The following is a 21,246-nucleotide window of genomic DNA, read 5'->3' as shown; positions in this document are numbered from 1 at the left end:
GCCAGTCACGTCAGCCACGCCAACACTCACGACCTCGATGCCTCCCGTTCCAACCGACTCCAGCGACACCGCCGATTCCTCCACCGTCAGCCTGCCGAAGCAACCGGCGTTTCAACGCTTCTGGTGCACGCGCATTCTCTCGTCGCTGTCGTTTCAGATGCTCGCGGTCGCGATGGGATGGCACATCTACGCGCTCACGCACAGCGCGTTCGCGCTCGGCCTCGTCGGACTCGCGCAGTTCCTGCCGATGTTCCTGCTGACGCTCGTCGTCGGCCATTTCGCGGACCGCTACGATCGCCGGCGCATCGCGGCCATCTGTCAAAGCCTCGAAAGCGTCGCGGCATTGCTGTTCGCGTGGGGCACCTTCGGCGGATGGATCAGCGCACCCGTGATCTACGTGCTCGCTGCCTGCGTGGGCGCGGCGCGCGCCTTCGAATCGCCGGCGGTCGCGTCGTTGCTGCCCGGCGTCGTGCCGCGCGGGCAATTGCCGAAGGCGACGGCGTGGGCGACCTCGGCGAACCAGACCGCGCAGATCGCCGGTCCCGCGCTCGGCGGTCTGCTTTACGGCATCGGTCCGGGCGCCGCTTATCTCGCGTGCACGCTGTCGTTCACCGCCGCGGCCACAGCCGTGTGGGGCATTCCGCTGCGCGCGAAGCCGGCGAGCCGCGCGCCCGTCACGCTCGAATCGGTGTTCTCCGGCATCGCGTTCATTCGCAAGCAACCGGTGATACTCGGCGCGTTGTCGCTCGATCTGTTCGCGGTGCTGTTCGGCGGCGCGACCGCGCTGTTGCCGGTGTTCGCACGCGATGTGCTGCATGCCGGGCCGCTCGGGCTCGGCCTGTTGCGCTCGGGCACCGCGATCGGCGCGCTCGCGGGCACCATCTGGCTCGCGCATTTTCCGCTGCGCAACCGGCCGGGCGCGGCGATGTTCGGCGGCGTGATCGCGTTCGGCGTGGCGACGCTCGTGTTCGGCATGTCGCATCAGTTCATCGTGTCGCTGCTCGCGCTGATGGCGCTCGGCGCGTCGGACACCATCAGCGTCGTCGTGCGTCTGTCGCTCGTGCAGCTTCGCACGCCGGATGAAATGCTCGGACGCGTGAGTGCGGTCAATTCGCTTTTCATTGGCACATCGAATCAATTGGGTGAATTCGAATCGGGTATCACCGCCGGCTGGTGGGGCGCGAGAACGGCGGTGCTGGTCGGCGGCATCGCGACGATCACGGTCGCCTTGCTGTGGATGAAGCTCTTCCCCGAACTGAGGAACACGCGTTCGCTCGAACGCGAAGAGGAACTGGCGCCGAGCGCCTGAGCGGCACGCGGCTTTGCACGGCGCGCGGCCTGGCACGGCACGCGGCCTGGCACGGCACGCGGCTTTGCACGGCACGCGGCCTGGCACGACGCGCTATTCTCGTTCGATGAGAACCGGCTTCTCGTTCAGGCCGGCTACCGCGCCACGGCTCATGCGCGTAAGGTTGAGCGCGTCACTTGCGGGAATGCCCGCCAAGGAGCCGCTTCATGACACACCCTGACTCGCACCAGCACGCTTATCCGAGCGACATCGCGTTCACGCCCACGGTCAAGGCATTGCAAAGCCGCAACGGTTCGCGCGACGCGTACGCGCGCATGGAAGAAGAACACGGCTGGCAGACGCGTCTCACGCCCGACGTCGCGGGTTTCATCGAGCAGCAGACGAGCGTGTTTCTTGCGACCGTCAGCTCGGAAGGGCAGCCGTATATCCAGCATCGCGGCGGTCCCGCCGGTTTTCTGCGCGTGCTCGACGATCACACCATTGCGTTCGCGGATTTCGCCGGCAACCGGCAGTACATCACGGCCGGCAATCTCGCGGAAAATCCGAAGGCGCATCTGTTTCTGATGGACTATGCGCATCGCCGGCGCATCAAGATCTGGGGCGAGGCGCGCGTGGTCGACGACGATCCCGCGTTGCTCGCGAAGCTCATGCCCGAGGGTTACAAGGCGCGCGGCGAACGCGTGATCGTGATGACGGTGCGCGCGTGGGACGTCAATTGTCCGAAGCATATTCCGCAGCGTTTCGAAGCGGCGGATGTAGCCGCCGCGCTGCAGGAACGCGACGAGCGCATCCAGCAACTCGAGGCGCAAGTGGCCGAGCTTAAACGCGAGGCAGCGGTTCGCGGCGATTGATGCGCGCGCACTCGTTCCGTAGAATCGTGGCGCTTAGCGCGTGACATATGACGCTTGCTTGCAAGCGCAACGATTCGCGCGATCACGAGGAGAATGCGCATGAGTCTGCACACCACGGAGCCGATCGCGGCGACCGTTTATCGCGGCAATTCTGTTGAAAACACGCACCGCGCGCATGTCGCGGTTGTCGATGCCGCCGGCCGCCTGCTGTATTCGTTCGGCGATCCGTCGCGCGTGACCTTGGCGCGTTCCGCGGCCAAGCCGGCGCAAGCGCTCGCGGTGCTGGAAACCGGCGCGCTGGAGCGCTTCGGTTTCGACGATGCGGACCTCGCGCTGATGTGCGCGTCGCACAGCAGCGAGCCGCGTCACATCGAACGTGCGCGCGGCATGCTCGCCAAGGCGCAGGCAAGCGAAGCGGATCTTCGCTGCGGCGGTCATCCGCCGCTCTCCGATGCCGTGTACGCGGACTGGATCAAACGCGATTTCAAGCCGGGCGCGGTGTGCAGCAACTGTTCGGGCAAGCACGCGGGCATGCTCGCCGGCGCGCGTTCGATCGGCGCCGCGCTGAGCGGTTACGAAGAGCCGGATCACCCGTTGCAAGTGCGCGTGAAGCACACGGTCGCCAACGTCTGCGATCTGCCGGACGAGGGCGTGCAATGGGCGATCGACGGATGCAATCTGCCCACGCCGGCCTTCGCGCTGGACCGTCTTGCGCGACTCTTCGTCAAGCTGGCCGCTGCCGAGGATGAAGTGTCCTCCGGCGCGTCCATCGCTGAGCCTACTTCGCGCACAGCGGCGCTCGCGCGCATCTATCGTGCGATGACGGCTTATCCGGAACTGGTGGCAGGAGAGGGCCGCTTTTGCACGCTGCTGATGAACGCGTTCGAAGGCGCGCTGGTCGGCAAGCTCGGTGCAGACGGCAGTTATGCGATCGGCGTGCGCGCGTCGAAGCAGACGGCGGCGCACACAGGCAAGGAGGGCGCGCAAGGCGCGCTCGGCATCGCGGTGAAAGTCGAGGATGGCAACGTCAGCGTGCTATACGCGGTGGTCGCCGAAGTGCTCGCGCTGCTCGATATCGGCACGGCCGGACAGCGCGCGAAGCTCGACGCTTTTCATGCGCCCAGAACGCTCAACACGATGGGCGTCGCGACGAGCCGCGTCGTGTTTTCGGTTGCGCTCGCAGCGGCTCGATAAGGCGGGTGCGCGTCGTTAGTGCTGGCTCGGCGCGGCGCGGCCGCGCGGCCGCCTCACATCGTCACGCAGCAGCCTCAGCCGCGGACATCAGCGCAGTACGTATCGCATGCGCGAGCTCGCCCGCCTGGAACTTGGCGACATAGCCGTTCGCGCCGGCGTTCTTCACATGCGCCTCGTTCGCCGCGCCCGTCAGCGATGAATGGATGATCACCGGAACGTCGCGCATCCGCTCATCCGCCTTGATCTGGCGCGTCAGCATGAAGCCGTCCATCTCGGGCATCTCGAGGTCGGTCAGCACCAGCGCGATGCTGTCCTTCACGCGCACGCCGTTGGCCTCGGCTTCTTCCGCGACCTGCTGCAAGGTCTGCCACGCCTCTTCGCCGGTCTTGGTCATCACGAACTCGGCGCCGATCGCGGTCAACGCCTGCTCGATCAGCTTGCGGGCGAAGCCGGAGTCGTCGGCGGCAAGAATCTTCGCGCCCGGGCGAATGCCCAGCGCATCGCCCACCGACGTCGGGTCCACGCTCGGATGCTGCGACGGGAACACGTCGCGCAGCACCTGCTCGACGTCGATCACCTGCGCGAGCCGCGAGTCGCCCGTATTGCCGTCGATCCGCGCAATGCTCGTGACGAGATTGCCGCCGGCCGCGCCTTCCGCGGACAGCACCTGATTCCATTCGAGGCGCACGATGTCGTCGACTTCCTCGACCGCGAACGCCTGCGTCGAGCGCGCGAATTCGGTGACGAGCAGGATGTTCAGGCCGCGCGTGGGCTCGCAGCCCATCAGCCGCGGCAGGTCGATCACGGGAATGATCTGCCCGCGAATATCGACGGCGCCCATCACGAACGGCGACGAACCGGCGATCGGCGTGACCGGCGGCATCGTCGAAATTTCGCGCACCTTGAACACGTTGATGCCGTAAAGCTCGTGCGCGTCGCTGCCGGGCACCGAGCCGAGACGGTACAGCAGCAACTCGAATTTGTTGGAACTGGTCAGGTTGGTGCGTTCGTCGTGCGCGCGGTTATCTACTGCCATCGAATCTCTCCGGGATTGCGGTGCGTGGGCGCGCGCTTGCGTTGGTTGATGCCGACGCGCTTCTTACTTTCTGTTATCGGCGCGGCTGCCGAAAAATTCAGCGGCTCGCCGGCTTTTGCTGGCAATCCCTGGGTGCACGCGGTTTTCGCTCACAAGCGGACGGCATTCGTGTGAAGGTTACCTAACGTTACACAAGCGACAGCGTCGTATCACATGGCATCGGGCGCGGCTTCTAGAATTTTTTCCGACGATCGAATGCGGCGCTTTGCGGCGCTTCACGGCAGCAGACGAGCCGGCCGCGGCATCTCGCGCTCACATGTCCTCGCGCGCCGCATCGTTGCCGTTTCGCTTCCAATCCAAGGAGAACGTATGACCCGCTTGCCTCTCGCCACCATCACGAGCGCCTGCATGGCCAGTCTGCTGATGCTCGCCGCTTCCGCCACGACGGCCAGCGCCCAGACGGCGCCCGCCGCCGCGCCGGACGCGGGCCGTCTGCACGCCGCCGACCAGACGTTCATCGCCGAGGGCACGCAGGCCGTCGCCACGCAACGCGATGCCGCGCGCATCGCGACGTCGCGCTCGACCGACCGCGACGTGAAGGCGTTCGCCGAGCGCGTCTCGGCCGACAACGCCAAAATCACCGACGCACTGCGCGCGGCCAGCCCGCGCGGCGTCGACGTGCCGAAGAACGACCCGGACACGGCAGTGCTGGCGAGCATCAACAACCTGCGCGGCGCCGAGTTCGACAAGACCTATATCGAGCAGGTCGCGCTGGCCGGCGAGCAGAAGGCGCTGTCGGCGTTCCAGGCGGAAATCGCCTCGGGCCGCGATCCGCAGTTGAAGGATGCGGCGAAGAAGGCGTTGCCTGTTCTGCAGGAGCATTACGCGATGGCGCAGGAACTGGCGCAACGCAAGCATCTGCCGGCAGCAGCGCACTGAGTTTGCGGAGGCGGGCGACGCCGGCGACGCGTCCGCGCCGACCGGCGTAAACTGAACCTCCGTTCAAACGACGGCTATGCCACGGAGATTCATCAATGGAATACAGACATCTGGGTGCTTCCGGTTTCAAGGTGCCGGTGCTGAGTTTCGGCACGGGGACGTTCGGCGGCAAGGGCGAATTTTTTGAGGCGTGGGGCGCGACCGACGTCGCCGAAGCCCGCCGTCTGATCGACATCTGTTTCGATGCGGGCGTGACGATGTTCGACACCGCGGACATCTATTCGCGCGGCGCATCCGAGTCGGTGCTCGGCGAAGCGCTCAAGGGCAAGCGCGACAAGGCGATCCTCTCGACCAAGGCGACCTTTCGTTTCGACGACGGCCCGAACAACGTGGGCTCGTCGCGCTTTCATCTGATTCAGGCGGTCGACGCGGCGCTCAAGCGCCTGCAAACCGACTACATCGACCTCTTTCAGCTGCACGGTTTCGACGCCCGTACGCCGGTCGCCGAAGTGCTGTCCACGCTCGACGACCTCGTGCGCGCGGGCAAGATCCGCTACACGGGCGTGTCGAACTTTTCCGGCTGGCATCTGATGAAGTCGCTCGATACCGCCGACCGCTACGGCTATCCGCGCTACGTCGCGAACCAGACGTATTACTCGCTCGTCGGCCGCGATTACGAGTGGGAGCTGATGCCGCTCGGCATCGATCAGGGCGTGGGCGCGGTGGTGTGGAGCCCGCTCGGCTGGGGACGTCTGACGGGCAAGATCAAGCGCGGCCAGCCGCTGCCGCAGCAGAGCCGCTTACACAAGACCGCCGACATGGGCCCGCCGGTGCCGGAGGACTACCTGTTCCGGGTGCTCGACGCAATCGACGAGATCGCCGTCGAAACCGGCAAGACCGTCCCGCAGATTGCGTTGAACTGGCTGTTGCAGCGCCCGACCGTGTCGACGGTGTTGATCGGCGCTCGCAATGAAGAGCAGTTGCGGCAGAACCTGGGCGCGGTCGGCTGGAATCTGACGCCCGAGCAGGTCGCGCGGCTCGATGCGGCGAGCGCGGTGCGGCCCGCTTATCCGTACTGGCATCAGGAAGGATTCGCCGAGCGCAATCCGAAAGCGGTTTAAGCGGGCGAGTCGGGGCGCTTTTTAGGTGCGTTGGTTGCCGGCGCCGCTTCCGCAGCGCCCGAAACCAACGCGCGCCTCAACCCTCAATGCTCAACCCTCAATGCCCAATCCTCAAGCCAGCCCGCCGTTCGCGCGCAATACCTGGCCGTTGACCCAGCCGGCCTGCGAACTCGCGAGGAACGCCACCACCGAAGCAATATCCTCCGGTTGCCCGAGGCGCTCGAGCGGCGGCATCTTCGCGAAGTGCTGGATCTGCTCCTGGGTCTTGCCGTCGAAAAAGAGCGACGTCGCGACCGGCCCCGGCGCGACCGCGTTCACGGTGATGTTGCGCCCGCGCAGTTCCTTCGCGAAAACGTGCGTGAACGTTTCGACCGCCGCCTTCGTCGCGCTGTAAATCGCGTAACCCGGCATGTTCAGCGCGACGGTCGTGCTCGAAAAGTTGACGATGCGCCCGCCGCCGTTCATGCGGCCCGCCGCTTCGCGCAGCGTGTTGAAAGTGCCGCGCACGTTGATGTCGAACGTGCGGTCGTACAGCTCGTCACTGGTGTCGGCAAGCGGCGTCGGCTGGATCACGCCCGCGTTGTTGACCAGCACGTCGACCTTTCCCAGTTGCTGCTCGGCTGTCTCGAACATGCGGCGCACGTCGCCGGCTTTCGACACGTCCGCCTTGACCGCGATCGCCCGGCCGCCCGCCGCCTTCAGTTCGGCGACGAGCGCTTCGGCTTCGTTCGAGCTTGCCGCGTAATTGACGACGACGGCGAAACCGTCGTTCGACAGACGGCGTGCGATGGCCGCGCCGATGCCGCGCGAGGCGCCGGTCACGATGGCGATCTGGGCGTTTGTTGTCGTGTTCATGATGCGTTTCCTTGTCGGTAGTGGATCGGTGAGTGAATGATGAACGCTTTCTGTTCTGAGATAATCGGGCCGGCCTCACCATCATCATTCCACTTGCTTTAACAAAACGAATCAAAGGGCACGCCAAACATGGACCGTTTCGAGGAAATGCGCGTTTTCGTGCGGGTGGCCGAGCGGCAGAGCTTCACGCGGGCGTCCGACGACCTGCAGATACCGCGTGCCACCGTCACCAATCTCGTCAAGCGGATGGAGGAGCGGCTCGGCGCGCGGCTGCTCGAGCGCACCACGCGCACGGTTCGTCTGACGCCGGACGGCCAGGCGTACTACGGCCGCTGCGTGCGGCTGATCGCCGATCTGGAGGACGCCGAAGGCTCGTTCTCGAACCTCGCGCCGAAGGGCCTGCTGCGCGTGAACCTGCAAGGCACGCTCGCGCGCCACTTCGTCGTGCCGTCCTTGCCGGCGTTTCTGACGCGCTACCCGGACATCGAACTGACGATCGGCGAAGACGACCGGCTGGTCGATCTGGTGCGCGAGGGCGTCGACTGCGTGCTGCGCGCGGGCAACCTGCAGGATTCGTCGATGGTCGGACGGCGCGTCGCGCAACTGCCGCAAGTCACGGTAGCGAGCCCGGCCTATCTGGAAAAATATGGCGAGCCCGCGGACCCGTCGGCGCTCGCGGCGCACCGCGCCGTCAACTATGTGTCGAGCGCGACCGGCAAGCCGGTGCCGCTGGAATTCAGCATCGAAGGACGCAATACGCCGATGCTGCTGCCGGGCGCGGTGTCGGTGACGGGCGTCGAACTCTACACGGGCTCGGCGCTCGCCGGGCTCGGCATCGTGCAGGTGCCGCGCTACCGCGTGCGCGACGAACTCGCGGCGGGGCGCCTGAAGATCATCCTCGCCGGCTTCCCGCCGCCGTCGCTGCCGGTGTCGGTGCTGTATCCGCAGAACCGGCAACTGTCGTCGCGGGTGCGCGTGTTCGCGCAGTGGCTGCGCGACATCTTCGAGACGGCGGCCACCGCGTAAGCGGCGTAGTTCGCGGCCCGTGCGCCTACGCAAACGCGCATGCGCGGCTCGTGGAAAACTGTATAGATATACAGTATAGTGTCCAACTGCACGCGAGCCGCGGCGCGAACGCCGCCGCTCCGTTTGCACCGAACTTGCGCGGTCGCGAGGCGTCCGTGAGAGGTGGTCCACTCATTCAGACGGTCGAAAAATTGTCATCCAACGGCATTATCAAGATTCGCGGCGCGCGCCAGCACAACCTGAAGAACGTCGATCTCGACGTCAAAACCGGCGAAATGACGGTCGTCACCGGGCCGTCCGGTTCCGGCAAGTCGAGCCTCGTGTTCGACACGCTTTACGCGGAAGGGCAGCGGCGCTACGTCGAAACGTTTAGCGCCTATGCGCGGCAGTTCCTCGACCGCATGGACCGGCCGCAGGTCGACCGGGTGGACGGCGTGCCGCCCGCCATCGCGATCGACCAGACCAATCCGGTGCGCAGTTCGCGCTCCACCGTCGGCACCATGACGGAGCTGAACGACCACCTGAAGCTGTTGTACGCGCGCGCGGCCGAGCTGTTCGACCGCAAGACGGCGCGCCAGGTGCGTCACGACACGCCGGAGACCATTTACGCGGAATTGCTCGAACGCACGGCCGGCAGCGATCCGCGGCTCGTCGTCACGTTTCCGGTCGAGTTGCCGGAGTCGGCTTCCGAGCAGGAAGTCGAGCAATGGCTGTCGGCAAGCGGCTATACGCGCGTGCAGGCACAGCGCGAGGTCGATTCGCTCACCGGCAAGCGCAAGCTGCTCGACGTGGTCGCCGACCGCTTCCGCGTGGCGCAGGCCGACAAGCAACGGGTGGTCGAGGCGATCGAGGCGTCGCTCAAGCGCGGCGGCGGGCGCGTCAATATCTACGTGTTGCCGCCGGCTTCAGACGCGCCGCTCGCGCCAAAGGCGCAGCCGGCCGAGCCGGAAATCTGGCGCTTCTCAACCGGGCTGCATAGCCCGGAAAGCGACCTGCGTTATGCCGATCCGCAGCCGGCGCTGTTCTCGTTCAACTCGGCGTACGGCGCGTGCGACGTCTGCCGCGGCTTTGGCCGCGTGATCGGCGTCGACCTCGGCCTCGTGATCCCGGACGCGCGCAAGACGCTGCGCGACGGCGCGATCAAGCCGATGCAAACGCCCGCGTGGAAGGAGTGTCAGGACGATCTGATGCGCTACGCGGCGAAGGCCGACATCCGCCGCGGCACGCCGTGGGGCGAACTGACGGACGCGGAGCGCGACTGGGTCATCAACGGTTCGCCGGACTGGAACGGCAAGTGGCAAAGCCAGTGGTACGGCGTCAAACGCTTCTTCGAATATCTCGAATCGAAAGCGTACAAGATGCACATTCGCGTGCTGCTGTCGAAGTACCGCAGCTACACGCCGTGCGAAACCTGCGGCGGCGCGCGTCTGAAAACGGAGTCGCTGCTGTGGCGTCTCGGCAGCAAGGCTAATGCGGACCAGGTGCTGGCGCCCGCGCAGCGCTTCATGCCGCGCGGCGTCGAATGGAATCGCGCGCAGCTCGAGGCGCTGCCGGGCCTCACCGTGCACGACCTGATGCTGATGCCGATCGAGCGCATCCGCCGCTTCTTCGACGAAATCAGTTTGCCGAGCGCGCTGCTCGACGACGCGCTCAAGCTGCTGCTCGCCGAAGTGCGCACGCGCCTGAAATATCTGTGCGACGTCGGGCTCGGTTATCTGACGCTTGACCGGCAAAGCCGCACGTTGTCGGGCGGCGAAGTGCAGCGGATCAATCTGACCACGGCGCTCGGCACATCGCTCACGAAAACGCTGTTCGTGCTGGACGAACCGAGCATCGGCCTGCATCCGCGCGATCTGAACCGGATCGTGGAGGCCATGCATCGTCTGCGGGACGCGGGCAATACGCTCGTGGTGGTGGAACACGACCCGTCGGTGATGCTCGCGGCGGATCGGCTGATCGACATGGGGCCGGGACCGGGCGAGCGTGGCGGCTCGATCATTTTCGACGGCGCGCCCGAGTTGATCCGTTCGTCGGGCACGCTGACCGGCGAGTATCTCGGCGGGCGCCGCCACGTCGCGGACGCGGCGCATTGGTCGCAGCGTCCTGTGGACGCGAGCACGCCGCGCATCGTGCTGGAAGGCGCGACCGAACACAATCTGCGCGACGTCACGGTGGAAATTCCGTTGCAGCGGCTCGTCTGCGTGACGGGCGTGTCGGGCTCGGGCAAGTCGACGCTGTTGCAAGACGTGCTGTACCCGGCCATGGCGCGGCACTTCGGCCTCGCCACCGAATCGCCGGGCGCATTCCGCAACCTGACCGGCGCGGATCAGGTTACCGACGTGGTGTTCGTCGACCAGTCGCCGATCGGCAAGACCGCGCGCTCGAATCCGGCCAGCTACGTCGGCGCGTTCGACGAAATCCGCAAGCTGTTTGCGAAGGCGCCGCTCGCGCAACAACGCGCCTACGGGCCGGGCATGTTCAGCTTCAATTCCGGCGACGGACGTTGCCCGACTTGCGGCGGTTCGGGTTTCGAGCACATCGAAATGCAGTTTTTGAGCGACGTGTACCTGCGCTGTCCGGACTGTGACGGGCGCCGTTACCGCGCGGAGCTGCTCGAGGTGAAGATCGAGCGCGGCGAACCGGCGCGCGCATTGAGCATTGCCGACGTGCTGGAGTTGACCGTCAGCGAAGCCGCCGCGTACTTCGCGAACGACGCCGAAGTGTTGCGCGTGCTGCAGCCCATTGTCGACGTCGGCCTCGAATATGTGAAGCTCGGTCAGCCGGTGCCCACGTTGTCGGGCGGCGAAGCGCAGCGGCTCAAGCTCGCCGGCTTTCTCGCCGAATCGGCCCAGGCGCGCAGTGCGCGCAGCGCGAAGCAGGCCGTCGCCAAACGGCTTTTCATGTTCGACGAACCGACCACGGGCCTGCATTTCGACGACATCGCCAAGCTGATGCAGGCGTTCGGCAAACTGCTCGCAAGCGGCCATTCGCTGATCGTGATCGAGCATAACCTCGACGTGATCCGCGCGGCCGACTGGATCATCGACCTCGGTCCCGAAGGCGGCGACGGCGGCGGCCGCGTGCTGTGCGCGGGCACGCCCGAGGACGTCAAGCACTGTGCCGAATCGCATACCGGTGTGGCGCTGCTGCAGTACGACCGCGCAATGAACGCGGCGGCAGAACCTGCAGACGCGGCCTCGCAGGGCATCCCGTTGCAGAAGGCGCTGAGCGCGGCGCGCGCGCGGCGTGCGATCGAAGGCGAGGACGTGGTGCGCATCGTCAACGCACGCGAGCACAACCTGAAGGCGCTGGACGTCGACATTCCGCACGGCAAGTTCAATGTGATCACCGGCGTGTCCGGTTCGGGCAAGTCGACGCTCGCGTTCGACATTCTTTTCCACGAAGGCCAGCGCCGTTATCTCGAATCGCTGAATGCGTATGCACGCTCCATTGTGCAGCCGGCGGGGCGGCCCGAGGTCGATGCCGTGTACGGCATTCCGCCGACCGTCGCGATCGAGCAGCGCCTGTCGCGCGGCGGTCGCAAGAGTACCGTCGCGACCACGTCCGAAGTTTGGCACTTCCTGCGTCTGCTCTATGTGAAGCTCGGCTTGCAGCATTGCATTCACGACGGCACACCGGTTACGTCGCAGAGCGTCGAGTCGATCGCGGCGCAGTTGCTGCGCGACCATAAGGGGCAACACGTCGGCTTCCTCGCGCCGCTGGTGGTGAACCGCAAGGGCGTGTACACCGATCTGGCGAAGTGGGCCAAGGCGCGCGGCAATACGCATCTGCGGGTGGACGGCGAATTCGTGCCGGTCGACCCGTGGCCGAAGCTCGACCGCTTCCGCGAACACACCATTGAGTTGCCGGTCGCCGACCTGGTGGTATCGGCGGACGACGAAGCGCAATTGCGTCATGCGCTCGACCAGACGCTCGAAATCGGCAAGGGCGTGATGCATCTGCTTGCGCCGCTCGACGGCTTGGACCACGCGATGAACGGCGGGCTGCCCACCGCGAAACTCGGCGCCGTGAAAGTGCTGTCCACCAAGCGCGCGTGTCCGGTGTGCGGCACGAGCTATCCGGAGCTCGACCCGCGCATGTTCTCGTATAACAGCAAGCACGGCTGGTGCACGACCTGCGTCGGCACGGGCCTCGCGCTCACGCGCGAGCAACGCGCCGCGTATGACGACACGATCGTCGTCGACGACAATCGCGGCCGTGAACAGAGCTTGCCGTCGGAAGAGCAGGAACCGGAGGGTCTCGTCGACGAACCGTGTCCGGATTGCGCGGGCACGCGGCTTAATCTCACCGCGCGCGCGGTCACGTTCGACGCGCATGCGATCACCGACGTCGCGCAGTGGACGGTGTCGGACACGCGTGCGTGGATCGACGGTCTGCGCATGACCGGGCGCGATGCGGAGATTGCGCGCGACGTGGTCAGCGAAATCGGCAGCCGCTTGCAGTTTCTCGAAGAAGTCGGGCTCGGTTATCTGAGCCTCGACCGCGCGGCGCCGAGCCTGTCGGGCGGCGAGGCGCAGCGCATCCGGCTTGCCGCGCAGTTGGGCAGCAATCTGCAAGGCGTCTGCTATGTGCTGGACGAACCGACCATCGGCCTGCATCCGCGCGACAACCAGATTCTGCTGAACGCGCTGCGCAAGCTCGGCGACAAGGGCAATACGCTCGTGGTCGTCGAGCACGACGAAGATACGATCCGGCGGGCCGATCACATCATCGATATTGGTCCCGGCGCGGGCAAGCGCGGCGGCACGCTGATCGCCCAGGGCAGTGTGGCCGACCTGTCGGCGCAGCCCGAATCGCTGACCGGGCAGTTCCTGGCCTCGCCCATCGTGCATCCGTTGCAGCCGCGCCGGAAGGTCGTCGCGCCGGGCAAGCGCGCGGCGGCGGTGCCGGAGAACTGGCTGACCGTGCATGGCGGCAAGCTGCACAATCTGCGCAACGTGACGGTGCATATCCCGCTGTCGCGGCTCGTCGCGGTGACGGGCGTCAGCGGTTCGGGCAAGTCCACGCTCGCGCGCGACGTGCTGATGGCCAACCTGCTCGACGCGGTCGGGCGTTCGGTGTTGTCGTCGCCGGCTACGCGGCGGGCGCGCGCCGCGGCGCAGGACAAGCAGGCCGCGAATCAGCAGGCCGCGCGCCGGTCGAGCGTGCTCGCGCGCAGCGCGCCGCGTGCGCCGCTGAACGTCACGCATGCTTGGCAGGGCTGCGATTCGATCACGGGTTGGGAAAGCATCGACCGTGTGCTGGAGGTCGATCAGACGCCGATCGGCAAGACGCCGCGCTCGTGTCCCGCCACGTATATCGGCGTGTGGGACGCAATCCGCAAGCTGTTCGCCGGCACGCTCGAAGCGCGGGCGCGCGGCTACACCGCGTCGCGCTTCTCGTTCAATACGGGCGAAGGCCGTTGCCCCGCTTGCGAAGGGCAGGGCGTGCGCACCATCGGCATGAGTTTCCTGCCGGACGTCAAGGTGCCGTGCGACGTGTGCCACGGGCAGCGCTTCAATCCGGAAACGCTGGCGGTGACGTGGCGCGGCAAGAATATCGGCGACGTCCTGACCATGGAAATCGACGAGGCAGTCGAGTTCTTCGCGCCGATCTCGAACATCGCGCACCCGTTGCAGTTGATGAAGGACGTGGGGCTCGGGTATCTCACGCTCGGTCAGCCGTCGCCGACGTTATCGGGCGGCGAGGCGCAGCGGATCAAGCTCGTCACCGAGTTGAGCAAGGTGCGCGACGACGTGACGCGGCGCGGTCAGAAGCCGCCGCATACGTTGTACGTGCTGGACGAGCCGACTGTCGGCCTGCATATGGCCGACGTCGCCAAGCTGATTCGCGTGCTGCATCGTCTCGCGGACGGCGGGCATAGCGTCGTCGTCATCGAACACGATCTGGATGTGATCGCCGAGGCGGACTGGATCATCGACCTGGGTCCGGAAGGCGGCGTGGGCGGCGGTGCGATCGTCGCGGCCACCGACCCCGAGGGCATCGTGCAGGTCCGCGAAAGTCACACCGGAGCCGCGCTGAGGCCGGTGCTCGAGCGCGTGGCCAACGCAGGCGCCGGCAGCGGCGCAGGCGTCGGCGCTGTGCGCGAACCGGGCGAAGGTACGAACGGCTAGCGCGCCGTTTCCTGCTGCACAACGGTCTCGCGTCTCGATGGAGAGACGCGGGACTGTTGCCGCCTGTCTGTGTCCCTAATTGCGTCCCGAACCGCTCCGCCGACCGGGCATTAACTCCGACGAATCCCGAAAGCGAAATGAAGGACTTTGCGCGTTATTAATCCGACGAATCAAAATTGATGTTTCAAAAGTGAAACATTTTTTGATGCGTCGAAGCGCCGCATATTAACGCGTTAATTCCACGAGTGGAATGCCGCGCGCCTAATTGCCAATAGAAATGGCGCTGATTCGAGACTCGCGAATTACCGATGCAATTAAAAGGGCCAACGTCGGCGGCCCGTGTGTTCAGCTTTGAAACATTTTTCGTCATCGCCCGAATGCGGCCTGAAGCGGCTGATGCGCGGTGAATCGACACGTTACCACAGCGCGGCGCGGAGACGCACGGCGTGTGCGGCTGCGCGGGCCCGCCGCCGGCGCGGACGGTATGTTTTTCCGCTGCATGTGAATGCATTGTCACTTATTACTTGCATCAAATGAGAATATTTTTCGTCGTACTTTTATTCGATGATCATTTCGATAGTTTTCAAATTTACTAATGCGGTTCATTCGGCTAACATCGCTGATAATCTCTGAAGCGGCGTTTGCCGATGTCGAATTGCGATTATCAATTCACTGATATCGTCGGAGCAACGCGCGTCTCGTCCAACCATGTAGACATTTTGAGGAAGACCATGTCCCACATTCACGTCGATTCCGCGAGGGTTACCTGGTTACACACGCCGACCGTCAACGTTCGCACTGCCGCGCGCCGCATCGGCGTGCTGCTGTTCGACGGGTTCTGGCTGCTGGGCCCCGGCACGGTCGTCGAAATGTTCCAGACCGCCAACGAACTGGCCGGCACGCGGCCCGGCGAAGAGCCGCCGTATGAAGTGCAGTTCCTGTCGCTCGACGGCGGCAGCGTGCCGAGTTCGTCGGCGGCGCGCATCTGGACCGACCGTATCGACACGCGTTTTGGAACCGGCTTCGACGTTCTCTTCATCGCCGGCGGACACGGCGCGCATCAGGCGGCCCGCGACCAGCGGCTGCTTGGCTGGCTGCGCACGGTGCAGGCGCGCACGCGGGCGATCGAAACCATCGGGGAAGGGCGGCTCGTGCTCGAGGCGGCGAACCCCGGCGACCCGGAAGCGCTGCAGATCAATCGCTATGGCCACGGCGCTGCGGACGCCATCCTCAGCGCGGCGAACGATCGCAACGACTGCGCCCGCAGCGCGCTGATGTTCATCAAGCGCGATCTGGGCGCCGAACTCGCGCGCAGCGTCGCCGAGCGCGTGATGCCCGGCATGGCCGCGACGTGGGTGCCGCTGCCGTCCGAGGGCGGAACGCTGAGCGTCGCCGAGAAGATTCGCGCGGCGGCGCGCTGGATGGAAGCGAACTGCGACCGCCCGGTCTCGGTCGCGGACGCCGCGCAGGTCGCCGCCATGAGCGAGCGCAATTTCCTGCGCCGCTTCAAGCATGAAATGCACGTCACGCCGTCCGACTATCTGCTGCAGGTGCGGCTGCGCATTGCATGCAACTTCCTGACCGAAACCGAACTGCCGGTCGACAAGATCGCGCGTCGCAGCGGCACCGGCAACGGCGACCGTCTCGCCAAGATCTTCCGCAAGCGCATGGCGTTGTCGCCCACCGAATATCGCGCCCGCAGCCGGCTCGCCGCGTCCGAGCTCTGACAATCAATCAGCGCGCCTTTGAGGCACGCGCGTTTTACAACCGCCACGCGCGAGCGCGGCGGCATCCGGGTGTTTGTCGAGCAGCTTCTTACGGGCACAGTGGCAATGGGCAACCAGGTGTTGGCAACGGCACTACCGGAAGTGAAACTTATCGAACCCGAGGTGTTTGGCGACGAATCCGGTTTCTGTTACGAGAGCTTCAGCGCGGACGAGTTCATGGACGACGTCGCGCGCGGCTTCGAGTTCGTGCAGGACCGGCATCTGCGTGCGGTGCACGGCGTGCTGCGCGGATTGCACTATCAGGTGCAGCGTCCGCAAGGCCGGCTGATGCAGGTTGTGGTCGGCGAGATCTTCGACGTGGTCGTCGACGTGCGGCTCAAGTCGCCCAACTTCGGCAAATGGTGCGGCGCTTATCTGAGCGCGGAAAATCATCGGCAGGTGTGGGTGCCGCCTGGTTTTGCGCACGGCTTCGTCGTGCTTTCCGAGGTCGCCGAATGTCTGTGGAAGGCGACCGAATACTGGTTCCCGGAACTCGAGCGCTGCATCTTGTGGAGCGATCCGGATATCGGCATTGAATGGCCGATCGGCTTCGAGCCGATCGTCGGCGCGAAGGATGCCGGCGGGCGGCGTTTGTACGAAGCGGAGAACATGGTGTAAGGGCAGCGGGGGTTGCCACCCCGCAACCGCAGCCCTAAGTCCATCTACATCTAACGCCCAGTCGTCACCGCCCCGACGCTCGCGGCGACCACGAGCACCATCCCGGTAATCTGCAAAACGCCCATCGGCTGATGCAATACAATGAAGCCGGCCACCGCGCCGATCGCCGGCTCGACACTCATCAGGATCCCGAACGATCCCGCCGGCATATGACGCAGCGCCACCATTTCCAGCGCATACGGCAAGAGCGGAACGAGTATCGCGAGGCCCGCCGTCGCCACGAGTTGGCCAACTGCGACGTGCATGCCGCTTTCGGCGAGACCAAACGGCGTGGCGACGAGCGCCGCCGCGATCAGCGAAACCGACAAGCCCTCGAGTCCGGCAAACAGCTTGCCGGTCTTTTTCATCAACACGATGTAGCTGCCCCAGCCGCAGGCCGCGGCGCATGCAAGCAGGACGCCGAGCGGTTCGCCGACCCAGCCGGCGCCATCGCGCGAAAGCAGCACGACGCCGACGATCGCGAGCGCCGGCCACAGCAGCGCGCGAGCGCGGCGCACCGCGAACGTCGCGACCGCCAGCGGGCCGAGAAAATCTATCGCTACCGCAAGTCCAAGCGGAATGCGCTGAAGCGCCGCGAAAAAGCACAACGTCATGCCGGCCATCGCGGCGCCGAGCGCGCCCGCGGCAAACCAGTGCGCGCGCGAGTAGCTGCGAAAGCGCGGGCGCACCAGCACCGCGAGCACGAGCGCGGCCCAGGCGAGACGCAGCCATGTCGTGCTGAGCGAACCGTAGACGGCCATCGTCGGTTCGGACAGTGCGGCGCCGAATTGCACGCTCGACATGGACAGCACGCACAGCAACGCGGCGCCGGCTGCCGCGCGCGTGGGCTTCGTCACGTTGGGCGTCGGGTCGGCTGCGCACTTGATCGTCGTGTCCTGCATGGGTCATCTTCGCGTCGATGGGAAAGGTCCACCTATCTTATCGGCTCGCACGCTACTAAGATAAGTTGATATTTCTTATGCAGGCTTCAAGAATCGTGATGACCCGTGACCTCGACAGCAGTCTGCTTCGCACCTTCGTGACCGTGGCCGAGACCGGCGCGGTGGGCGCGGCGGCAAGCCGCCTCGCGCGCACCCAGGCCGCTGTGAGCATGCAGTTGCGCCGTCTCGAAGAGGATCTCGGCCAGCGGCTGCTCGATCGTTCGCCACGCGGCGTGCAGCTTACCGAGGCCGGTCATCTGCTGCTGCCCTATGCGCACGCGATTCTCGGCGCGAGCGCCGATGCGCGGCGCGCGTTGAGCGCCGGGCAAGTCTCGGGCACGGTGCGGCTCGGCATGCTCGAGGACATCGCCGTGGGGCGTTTGCCGCGCGCGTTGCGGCGCTTCTCGATTGCGTATCCGCGCGTTGCGCTGGAAATCGTCGTGGACAGCAGCGCCGCGTTGTCAAAGCGTCTCGCGGATGGTGGCCTCGACGTCGTCGTCGCCGATCCCGCGCTCGTGACCGGCACGCCGCTCTTCACATGGACGCAGCCGCTGTTCTGGGTCGGCGCGCGCGGCTATCTGCGCGAGGCCAGCGCCCCGTTGCCGCTGGTCGCGTTCGGCGAAACCTGTCTGTGGCAACAGAACGTCTTGACGGCGCTGCGCAGGGCCGGCATCGGCTGCCGGGTCGTCTGCACGAGCACGAGCTTGCCGGCGGTGCAGTCGGCGGTCGAAGCGGGGTTGGGTGTATCGGTATTGCTCGAAGGCAATATTCGTTCGGAGTCCATGAGGATAATCGGACACGCCGATGGCTTGCCGGATGCGCCCGTTGCGGATTTCGGCCTGTTCATGCGCGACGTCGGGGGCGCGCATGCGGCGGCGGTGCAGACATTGCAACGCTTTCTATGCGAGGAACTGCATCTTGGCTCGCGGACATTCACGCGCGAAAGCGAAGTGCATCTGCAATCGGCGGAATGACGAGCGTTTGACGTTGTCTTTGACGGACAGCACCGCGACGAGCAAAAAACAGATGTGCTGCGTTGCGGGAGACCCGGCCGGGCGGCAACTATTGCAATAGACCGTGGCAGCTATTGCAACAGGTTGCCGGTACGCGCGCCGGGCCGGGTATTCCTCCGCTTACATAGCGATGCGGCGATCAGCGCCGCATCACGCCCATCAGCAAGGTGACGAGGAAAATCACCACGAAGATGAAGAACAGCACCTTGGCGATCTCCGTCGCGCCGGCGGCGATGCCGCCAAAGCCGAATACCGCGGCGATGATTGCGATGACGAAGAAGATTGCAGCGTATCGAAGCATGAGGCCTCCCACCGATAGAAATGCTGGATTGACGTAAAACGGCGGCTCGCAGACGGTATGGCGCACCTGCCGCGAGCGATCTGCCGGCGAGCGAAGTCGAGCAATACGTGTGCCCACGGGTAAAGCACGCGCAAGCGGCCTCGAGTTGTCGCTTCCGTGCAACAACGCGCGCTCCGGCTGCCCAGGCCGCATGAAATCCAATTGCAAGGTAAAGCGACGCTGACTAATTTGTAATGCGTCGCCGACCGAAAAAACTCACCTATGCGCTTTTGCTTTGACGGCAACGTTTGCGCGCATGAATAACGTCGCTGGATTAAACAATTTCATCGTTACAAATATACTTTGCCGGATAAAAGGGCGCTGCTCAAATCTGAAAACGTTAATTAAGCTTTAACATTTGACGGCTAAAAGTCTAAACATGTAATGCTTTTACGGCTTTAATGAGCCGTTCGTTTGCAAACAACTGCAAAAAATCCCGCGAACCTCCTTGCCAAGCGCTTGAGTGCCAAGCCAGAATGCGTCGCTAGACAGATTCCGCTAGTGCTTCGCCGCCATCATTAAAAAAGTTTGAGGCGAAAACGGAGGCCGGAAAAATCCGCAGGAGCCTGCGCGGAAAATCGGCTCCGGGATAAACGAATCAAAAAAAAGAAACGCACGCTGCGGTGGGTTGCATTTTCCCGATTTCGCGGCGGGCGCGGGGTGACGCATAAAATCAAATAAAGGCCGGGGTGGCTATGTCAATTAGAGTTTTGTCGATTTTCGGCACGCGGCCGGAAGCCATAAAAATGGCGCCGCTTGTCAAACAGATGGAGGCCGATGCCGGAATCGACTCCGTGGTGTGCGTGACCGGCCAGCATCAGCAGATGCTCGACCAGGTGCTCGAGCTCTTTGCAATCGAGCCGGATCACAATCTCGCGGTCATGACGGCCAACCAGACCTTGAACGGCCTCGCGTCGCGTCTGATCGCGTCGCTCGACGAGATCCTCGCCACCGTCCAGCCCGATCGCGTGCTCGTGCACGGCGACACCACCACCGCATCCGCCGCGGCGCTCGCCGCGTTTCACCGCCGCATTCCCATCGCTCACGTCGAAGCGGGTCTGCGCACTCGCGATCTGACGCAGCCGTGGCCGGAGGAAATGAACCGCCGCATCGTCGACGTGATGAGCGATCTGATGTTCGCGCCGACCCCCAGTTCGAAGGAACGGCTCGCGGAGGAAACGCTGCAGGGGCGTGTCGTCGTCACCGGCAACACTGTCATCGACGCGCTGAATCTGACCGCGGCGCGCATCGACAGCGATCCGGCGTTGCGCGCTTCGCTCGACGCGCGCCTGCCGTCGATCGACGGCGCGCGGCCCATGCTGCTCGTGACGGGCCACCGGCGCGAGAGTTTCGGCGCGGGCTTCGCGAACATCTGCGCGGCGCTCGGCGATCTGGCCGACGGCGGCAGCGTGCAGATCGTTTATCCCGTTCACCTGAATCCGAATGTGCGCGGCCCCGTGCAGGAATCGCTCGGCGCGCGGCGCAACGTTCATCTGATCGATCCGCTCGACTACCTCGGCTTTGTGCGCCTGATGCAGCGGGCGTCGCTGATCCTCACCGATTCGGGCGGCGTGCAGGAAGAAGCGCCGGCGCTCGGCAAGCCGGTGCTGGTGATGCGCGACGTAACCGAGCGTCCGGAAGCGGTCGCGGCCGGCACCGTGCGCCTCGTCGGCACCGAGCGCGCGGCGATCGTGCGGGCCGTCAGCGCGCTGGTCGACGATCCATCCGAGCGCGAACGTTTCGCCCATCGCATGAATCCGTATGGCGACGGACAGGCGTCGCGGCGCATCGTGGCCGCGCTGACCGGACGTCCGTTCGACGAATTTTCGCCCGAAGCGTTGGGCGGTTCGTCGGCCAGTTCGTTGGTCAACTCACCGGCAAATGCGGCGCCTCGCATCGCCGAGACCGAGTTCGCGAAATAAAGCCAAAGCCGCGCGCGAGCAGGCAGCGGTTTTTCACCGGAGCAGCGCACGCCTACGCACGGCGCGGCTTCAGGGCGCGGTCCGCGGACACGCCGCGATGCCGATCTTGCAGATAGCACGACTGACGCAACGGGGCATGCTC

General features: G+C 65.1%; 15 protein-coding genes. 11 read left to right on the top strand and 4 right to left on the bottom strand.

Annotated features, from left to right (window positions below; translation table 11 throughout):
- Positions 1-37: 37 nt before the first annotated feature.
- The 3 genes from BGRAMDRAFT_RS22615 (at position 38) to BGRAMDRAFT_RS22605 (ending at position 3,354) form a co-directional block, all read left to right on the top strand.
- Positions 38-1,309, top strand: a complete 1,272-nt coding sequence (locus BGRAMDRAFT_RS22615; protein ID WP_006051162.1) for an MFS transporter — start codon at positions 38-40, stop codon at positions 1,307-1,309.
- A 206-nt stretch (positions 1,310-1,515) separates the two neighbouring features.
- The gene (locus tag BGRAMDRAFT_RS22610; protein WP_006051161.1) at positions 1,516-2,160 is read left to right on the top strand and encodes a pyridoxamine 5'-phosphate oxidase family protein; all 645 of its coding nucleotides are present in this window, start codon (positions 1,516-1,518) and stop codon (positions 2,158-2,160) included.
- 99 nt (positions 2,161-2,259) lie between these two features.
- Positions 2,260-3,354 (top strand): asparaginase, encoded by a 1,095-nt coding sequence (locus tag BGRAMDRAFT_RS22605; RefSeq protein WP_006051160.1) that lies wholly within the window; start codon positions 2,260-2,262, stop codon positions 3,352-3,354.
- A 61-nt stretch (positions 3,355-3,415) separates the two neighbouring features.
- On the opposite strand, the gene BGRAMDRAFT_RS22600 is transcribed toward BGRAMDRAFT_RS22605, so the two are convergent.
- Positions 3,416-4,390, bottom strand: coding sequence for a chemotaxis protein (locus BGRAMDRAFT_RS22600; RefSeq protein ID WP_006051159.1), 975 nt, complete (start codon positions 4,388-4,390; stop codon positions 3,416-3,418).
- A gap of 369 nt (positions 4,391-4,759) precedes the next feature.
- Between BGRAMDRAFT_RS22600 and BGRAMDRAFT_RS22595 the strand changes: the two genes are divergently transcribed.
- Both BGRAMDRAFT_RS22595 and BGRAMDRAFT_RS22590 read left to right on the top strand, forming a co-directional pair.
- Positions 4,760-5,329 carry a DUF4142 domain-containing protein gene (locus BGRAMDRAFT_RS22595; RefSeq protein WP_006051158.1) on the top strand — a complete coding sequence of 190 codons (570 nt, stop codon included), beginning with the start codon at positions 4,760-4,762 and terminating at the stop codon, positions 5,327-5,329.
- A 95-nt stretch (positions 5,330-5,424) separates the two neighbouring features.
- Positions 5,425-6,450, top strand: a complete 1,026-nt coding sequence (locus tag BGRAMDRAFT_RS22590) for an aldo/keto reductase (protein ID WP_006051157.1) — start codon at positions 5,425-5,427, stop codon at positions 6,448-6,450.
- A gap of 111 nt (positions 6,451-6,561) precedes the next feature.
- On the opposite strand, the gene BGRAMDRAFT_RS22585 is transcribed toward BGRAMDRAFT_RS22590, so the two are convergent.
- Positions 6,562-7,305 (bottom strand): SDR family oxidoreductase, encoded by a 744-nt coding sequence (locus BGRAMDRAFT_RS22585; RefSeq protein WP_006051156.1) that lies wholly within the window; start codon positions 7,303-7,305, stop codon positions 6,562-6,564.
- 129 nt (positions 7,306-7,434) lie between these two features.
- Between BGRAMDRAFT_RS22585 and BGRAMDRAFT_RS22580 the strand changes: the two genes are divergently transcribed.
- The 4 genes from BGRAMDRAFT_RS22580 to rfbC all read left to right on the top strand — a co-directional run bounded on the left by BGRAMDRAFT_RS22580 (position 7,435) and on the right by rfbC (position 16,849).
- Positions 7,435-8,331, top strand: coding sequence for a LysR family transcriptional regulator (locus BGRAMDRAFT_RS22580; protein WP_006051155.1), 897 nt, complete (start codon positions 7,435-7,437; stop codon positions 8,329-8,331).
- A gap of 191 nt (positions 8,332-8,522) precedes the next feature.
- Complete coding sequence (gene uvrA / locus BGRAMDRAFT_RS22575) at positions 8,523-14,465, top strand: excinuclease ABC subunit UvrA (protein ID WP_044021707.1); 5,943 nt, start codon at positions 8,523-8,525, stop codon at positions 14,463-14,465.
- 731 nt (positions 14,466-15,196) lie between these two features.
- Positions 15,197-16,192 (top strand): GlxA family transcriptional regulator, encoded by a 996-nt coding sequence (locus BGRAMDRAFT_RS22570; RefSeq protein ID WP_006051153.1) that lies wholly within the window; start codon positions 15,197-15,199, stop codon positions 16,190-16,192.
- Between the two features lie 105 nt (positions 16,193-16,297).
- Positions 16,298-16,849, top strand: coding sequence for a dTDP-4-dehydrorhamnose 3,5-epimerase (gene rfbC / locus BGRAMDRAFT_RS22565; RefSeq protein WP_006051152.1), 552 nt, complete (start codon positions 16,298-16,300; stop codon positions 16,847-16,849).
- A 50-nt stretch (positions 16,850-16,899) separates the two neighbouring features.
- Here rfbC and BGRAMDRAFT_RS22560 read toward each other — a convergent pair whose 3' ends face one another.
- Positions 16,900-17,790, bottom strand: a complete 891-nt coding sequence (locus BGRAMDRAFT_RS22560; RefSeq protein ID WP_006051151.1) for an EamA family transporter — start codon at positions 17,788-17,790, stop codon at positions 16,900-16,902.
- A gap of 98 nt (positions 17,791-17,888) precedes the next feature.
- Between BGRAMDRAFT_RS22560 and BGRAMDRAFT_RS22555 the strand changes: the two genes are divergently transcribed.
- Positions 17,889-18,803 carry a LysR substrate-binding domain-containing protein gene (locus tag BGRAMDRAFT_RS22555; RefSeq protein ID WP_044021706.1) on the top strand — a complete coding sequence of 305 codons (915 nt, stop codon included), beginning with the start codon at positions 17,889-17,891 and terminating at the stop codon, positions 18,801-18,803.
- Positions 18,804-18,981: 178 nt separating this feature from the next.
- On the opposite strand, the gene BGRAMDRAFT_RS22550 is transcribed toward BGRAMDRAFT_RS22555, so the two are convergent.
- Positions 18,982-19,143, bottom strand: coding sequence for a DUF1328 domain-containing protein (locus BGRAMDRAFT_RS22550; protein WP_006051149.1), 162 nt, complete (start codon positions 19,141-19,143; stop codon positions 18,982-18,984).
- 734 nt (positions 19,144-19,877) lie between these two features.
- Here BGRAMDRAFT_RS22550 and wecB point away from each other — a divergent pair.
- A complete protein-coding gene (wecB, locus tag BGRAMDRAFT_RS22545; RefSeq protein ID WP_044021688.1) occupies positions 19,878-21,104 on the top strand; it encodes a non-hydrolyzing UDP-N-acetylglucosamine 2-epimerase in 1,227 nt (408 codons plus the stop codon).
- The last annotated feature ends 142 nt before the right edge of the window (positions 21,105-21,246 follow it).

The sequence above is a fragment of the Paraburkholderia graminis C4D1M genome (assembly GCF_000172415.1).
In the GTDB taxonomy this organism is placed as follows: Bacteria; Pseudomonadota; Gammaproteobacteria; order Burkholderiales; family Burkholderiaceae; genus Paraburkholderia; species Paraburkholderia graminis.
Note: the sequence above shows the minus strand (reverse complement) of the source record. Positions and strands in the feature narration are given on the sequence as shown.

What these genes read in the sequence shown, in the direction of transcription:
- BGRAMDRAFT_RS22570 (WP_006051153.1), top strand. Translation starts at nt 15,197, where the DNA reads ATGTCCCACATTCACGTCGATTCCGCGAGGGTTACCTGGTTACACACG.
- BGRAMDRAFT_RS22585 (WP_006051156.1), bottom strand. Translation starts at nt 7,305, where the DNA reads ATGAACACGACAACAAACGCCCAGATCGCCATCGTGACCGGCGCCTCG.
- rfbC (WP_006051152.1), top strand. Translation starts at nt 16,298, where the DNA reads ATGGGCAACCAGGTGTTGGCAACGGCACTACCGGAAGTGAAACTTATC.
- BGRAMDRAFT_RS22590 (WP_006051157.1), top strand. Translation starts at nt 5,425, where the DNA reads ATGGAATACAGACATCTGGGTGCTTCCGGTTTCAAGGTGCCGGTGCTG.
- BGRAMDRAFT_RS22595 (WP_006051158.1), top strand. Translation starts at nt 4,760, where the DNA reads ATGACCCGCTTGCCTCTCGCCACCATCACGAGCGCCTGCATGGCCAGT.
- BGRAMDRAFT_RS22610 (WP_006051161.1), top strand. Translation starts at nt 1,516, where the DNA reads ATGACACACCCTGACTCGCACCAGCACGCTTATCCGAGCGACATCGCG.
- BGRAMDRAFT_RS22615 (WP_006051162.1), top strand. Translation starts at nt 38, where the DNA reads ATGCCTCCCGTTCCAACCGACTCCAGCGACACCGCCGATTCCTCCACC.
- BGRAMDRAFT_RS22550 (WP_006051149.1), bottom strand. Translation starts at nt 19,143, where the DNA reads ATGCTTCGATACGCTGCAATCTTCTTCGTCATCGCAATCATCGCCGCG.
- BGRAMDRAFT_RS22560 (WP_006051151.1), bottom strand. Translation starts at nt 17,790, where the DNA reads ATGCAGGACACGACGATCAAGTGCGCAGCCGACCCGACGCCCAACGTG.
- BGRAMDRAFT_RS22555 (WP_044021706.1), top strand. Translation starts at nt 17,889, where the DNA reads ATGACCCGTGACCTCGACAGCAGTCTGCTTCGCACCTTCGTGACCGTG.
- BGRAMDRAFT_RS22600 (WP_006051159.1), bottom strand. Translation starts at nt 4,390, where the DNA reads ATGGCAGTAGATAACCGCGCGCACGACGAACGCACCAACCTGACCAGT.
- BGRAMDRAFT_RS22580 (WP_006051155.1), top strand. Translation starts at nt 7,435, where the DNA reads ATGGACCGTTTCGAGGAAATGCGCGTTTTCGTGCGGGTGGCCGAGCGG.
- wecB (WP_044021688.1), top strand. Translation starts at nt 19,878, where the DNA reads ATGTCAATTAGAGTTTTGTCGATTTTCGGCACGCGGCCGGAAGCCATA.
- BGRAMDRAFT_RS22605 (WP_006051160.1), top strand. Translation starts at nt 2,260, where the DNA reads ATGAGTCTGCACACCACGGAGCCGATCGCGGCGACCGTTTATCGCGGC.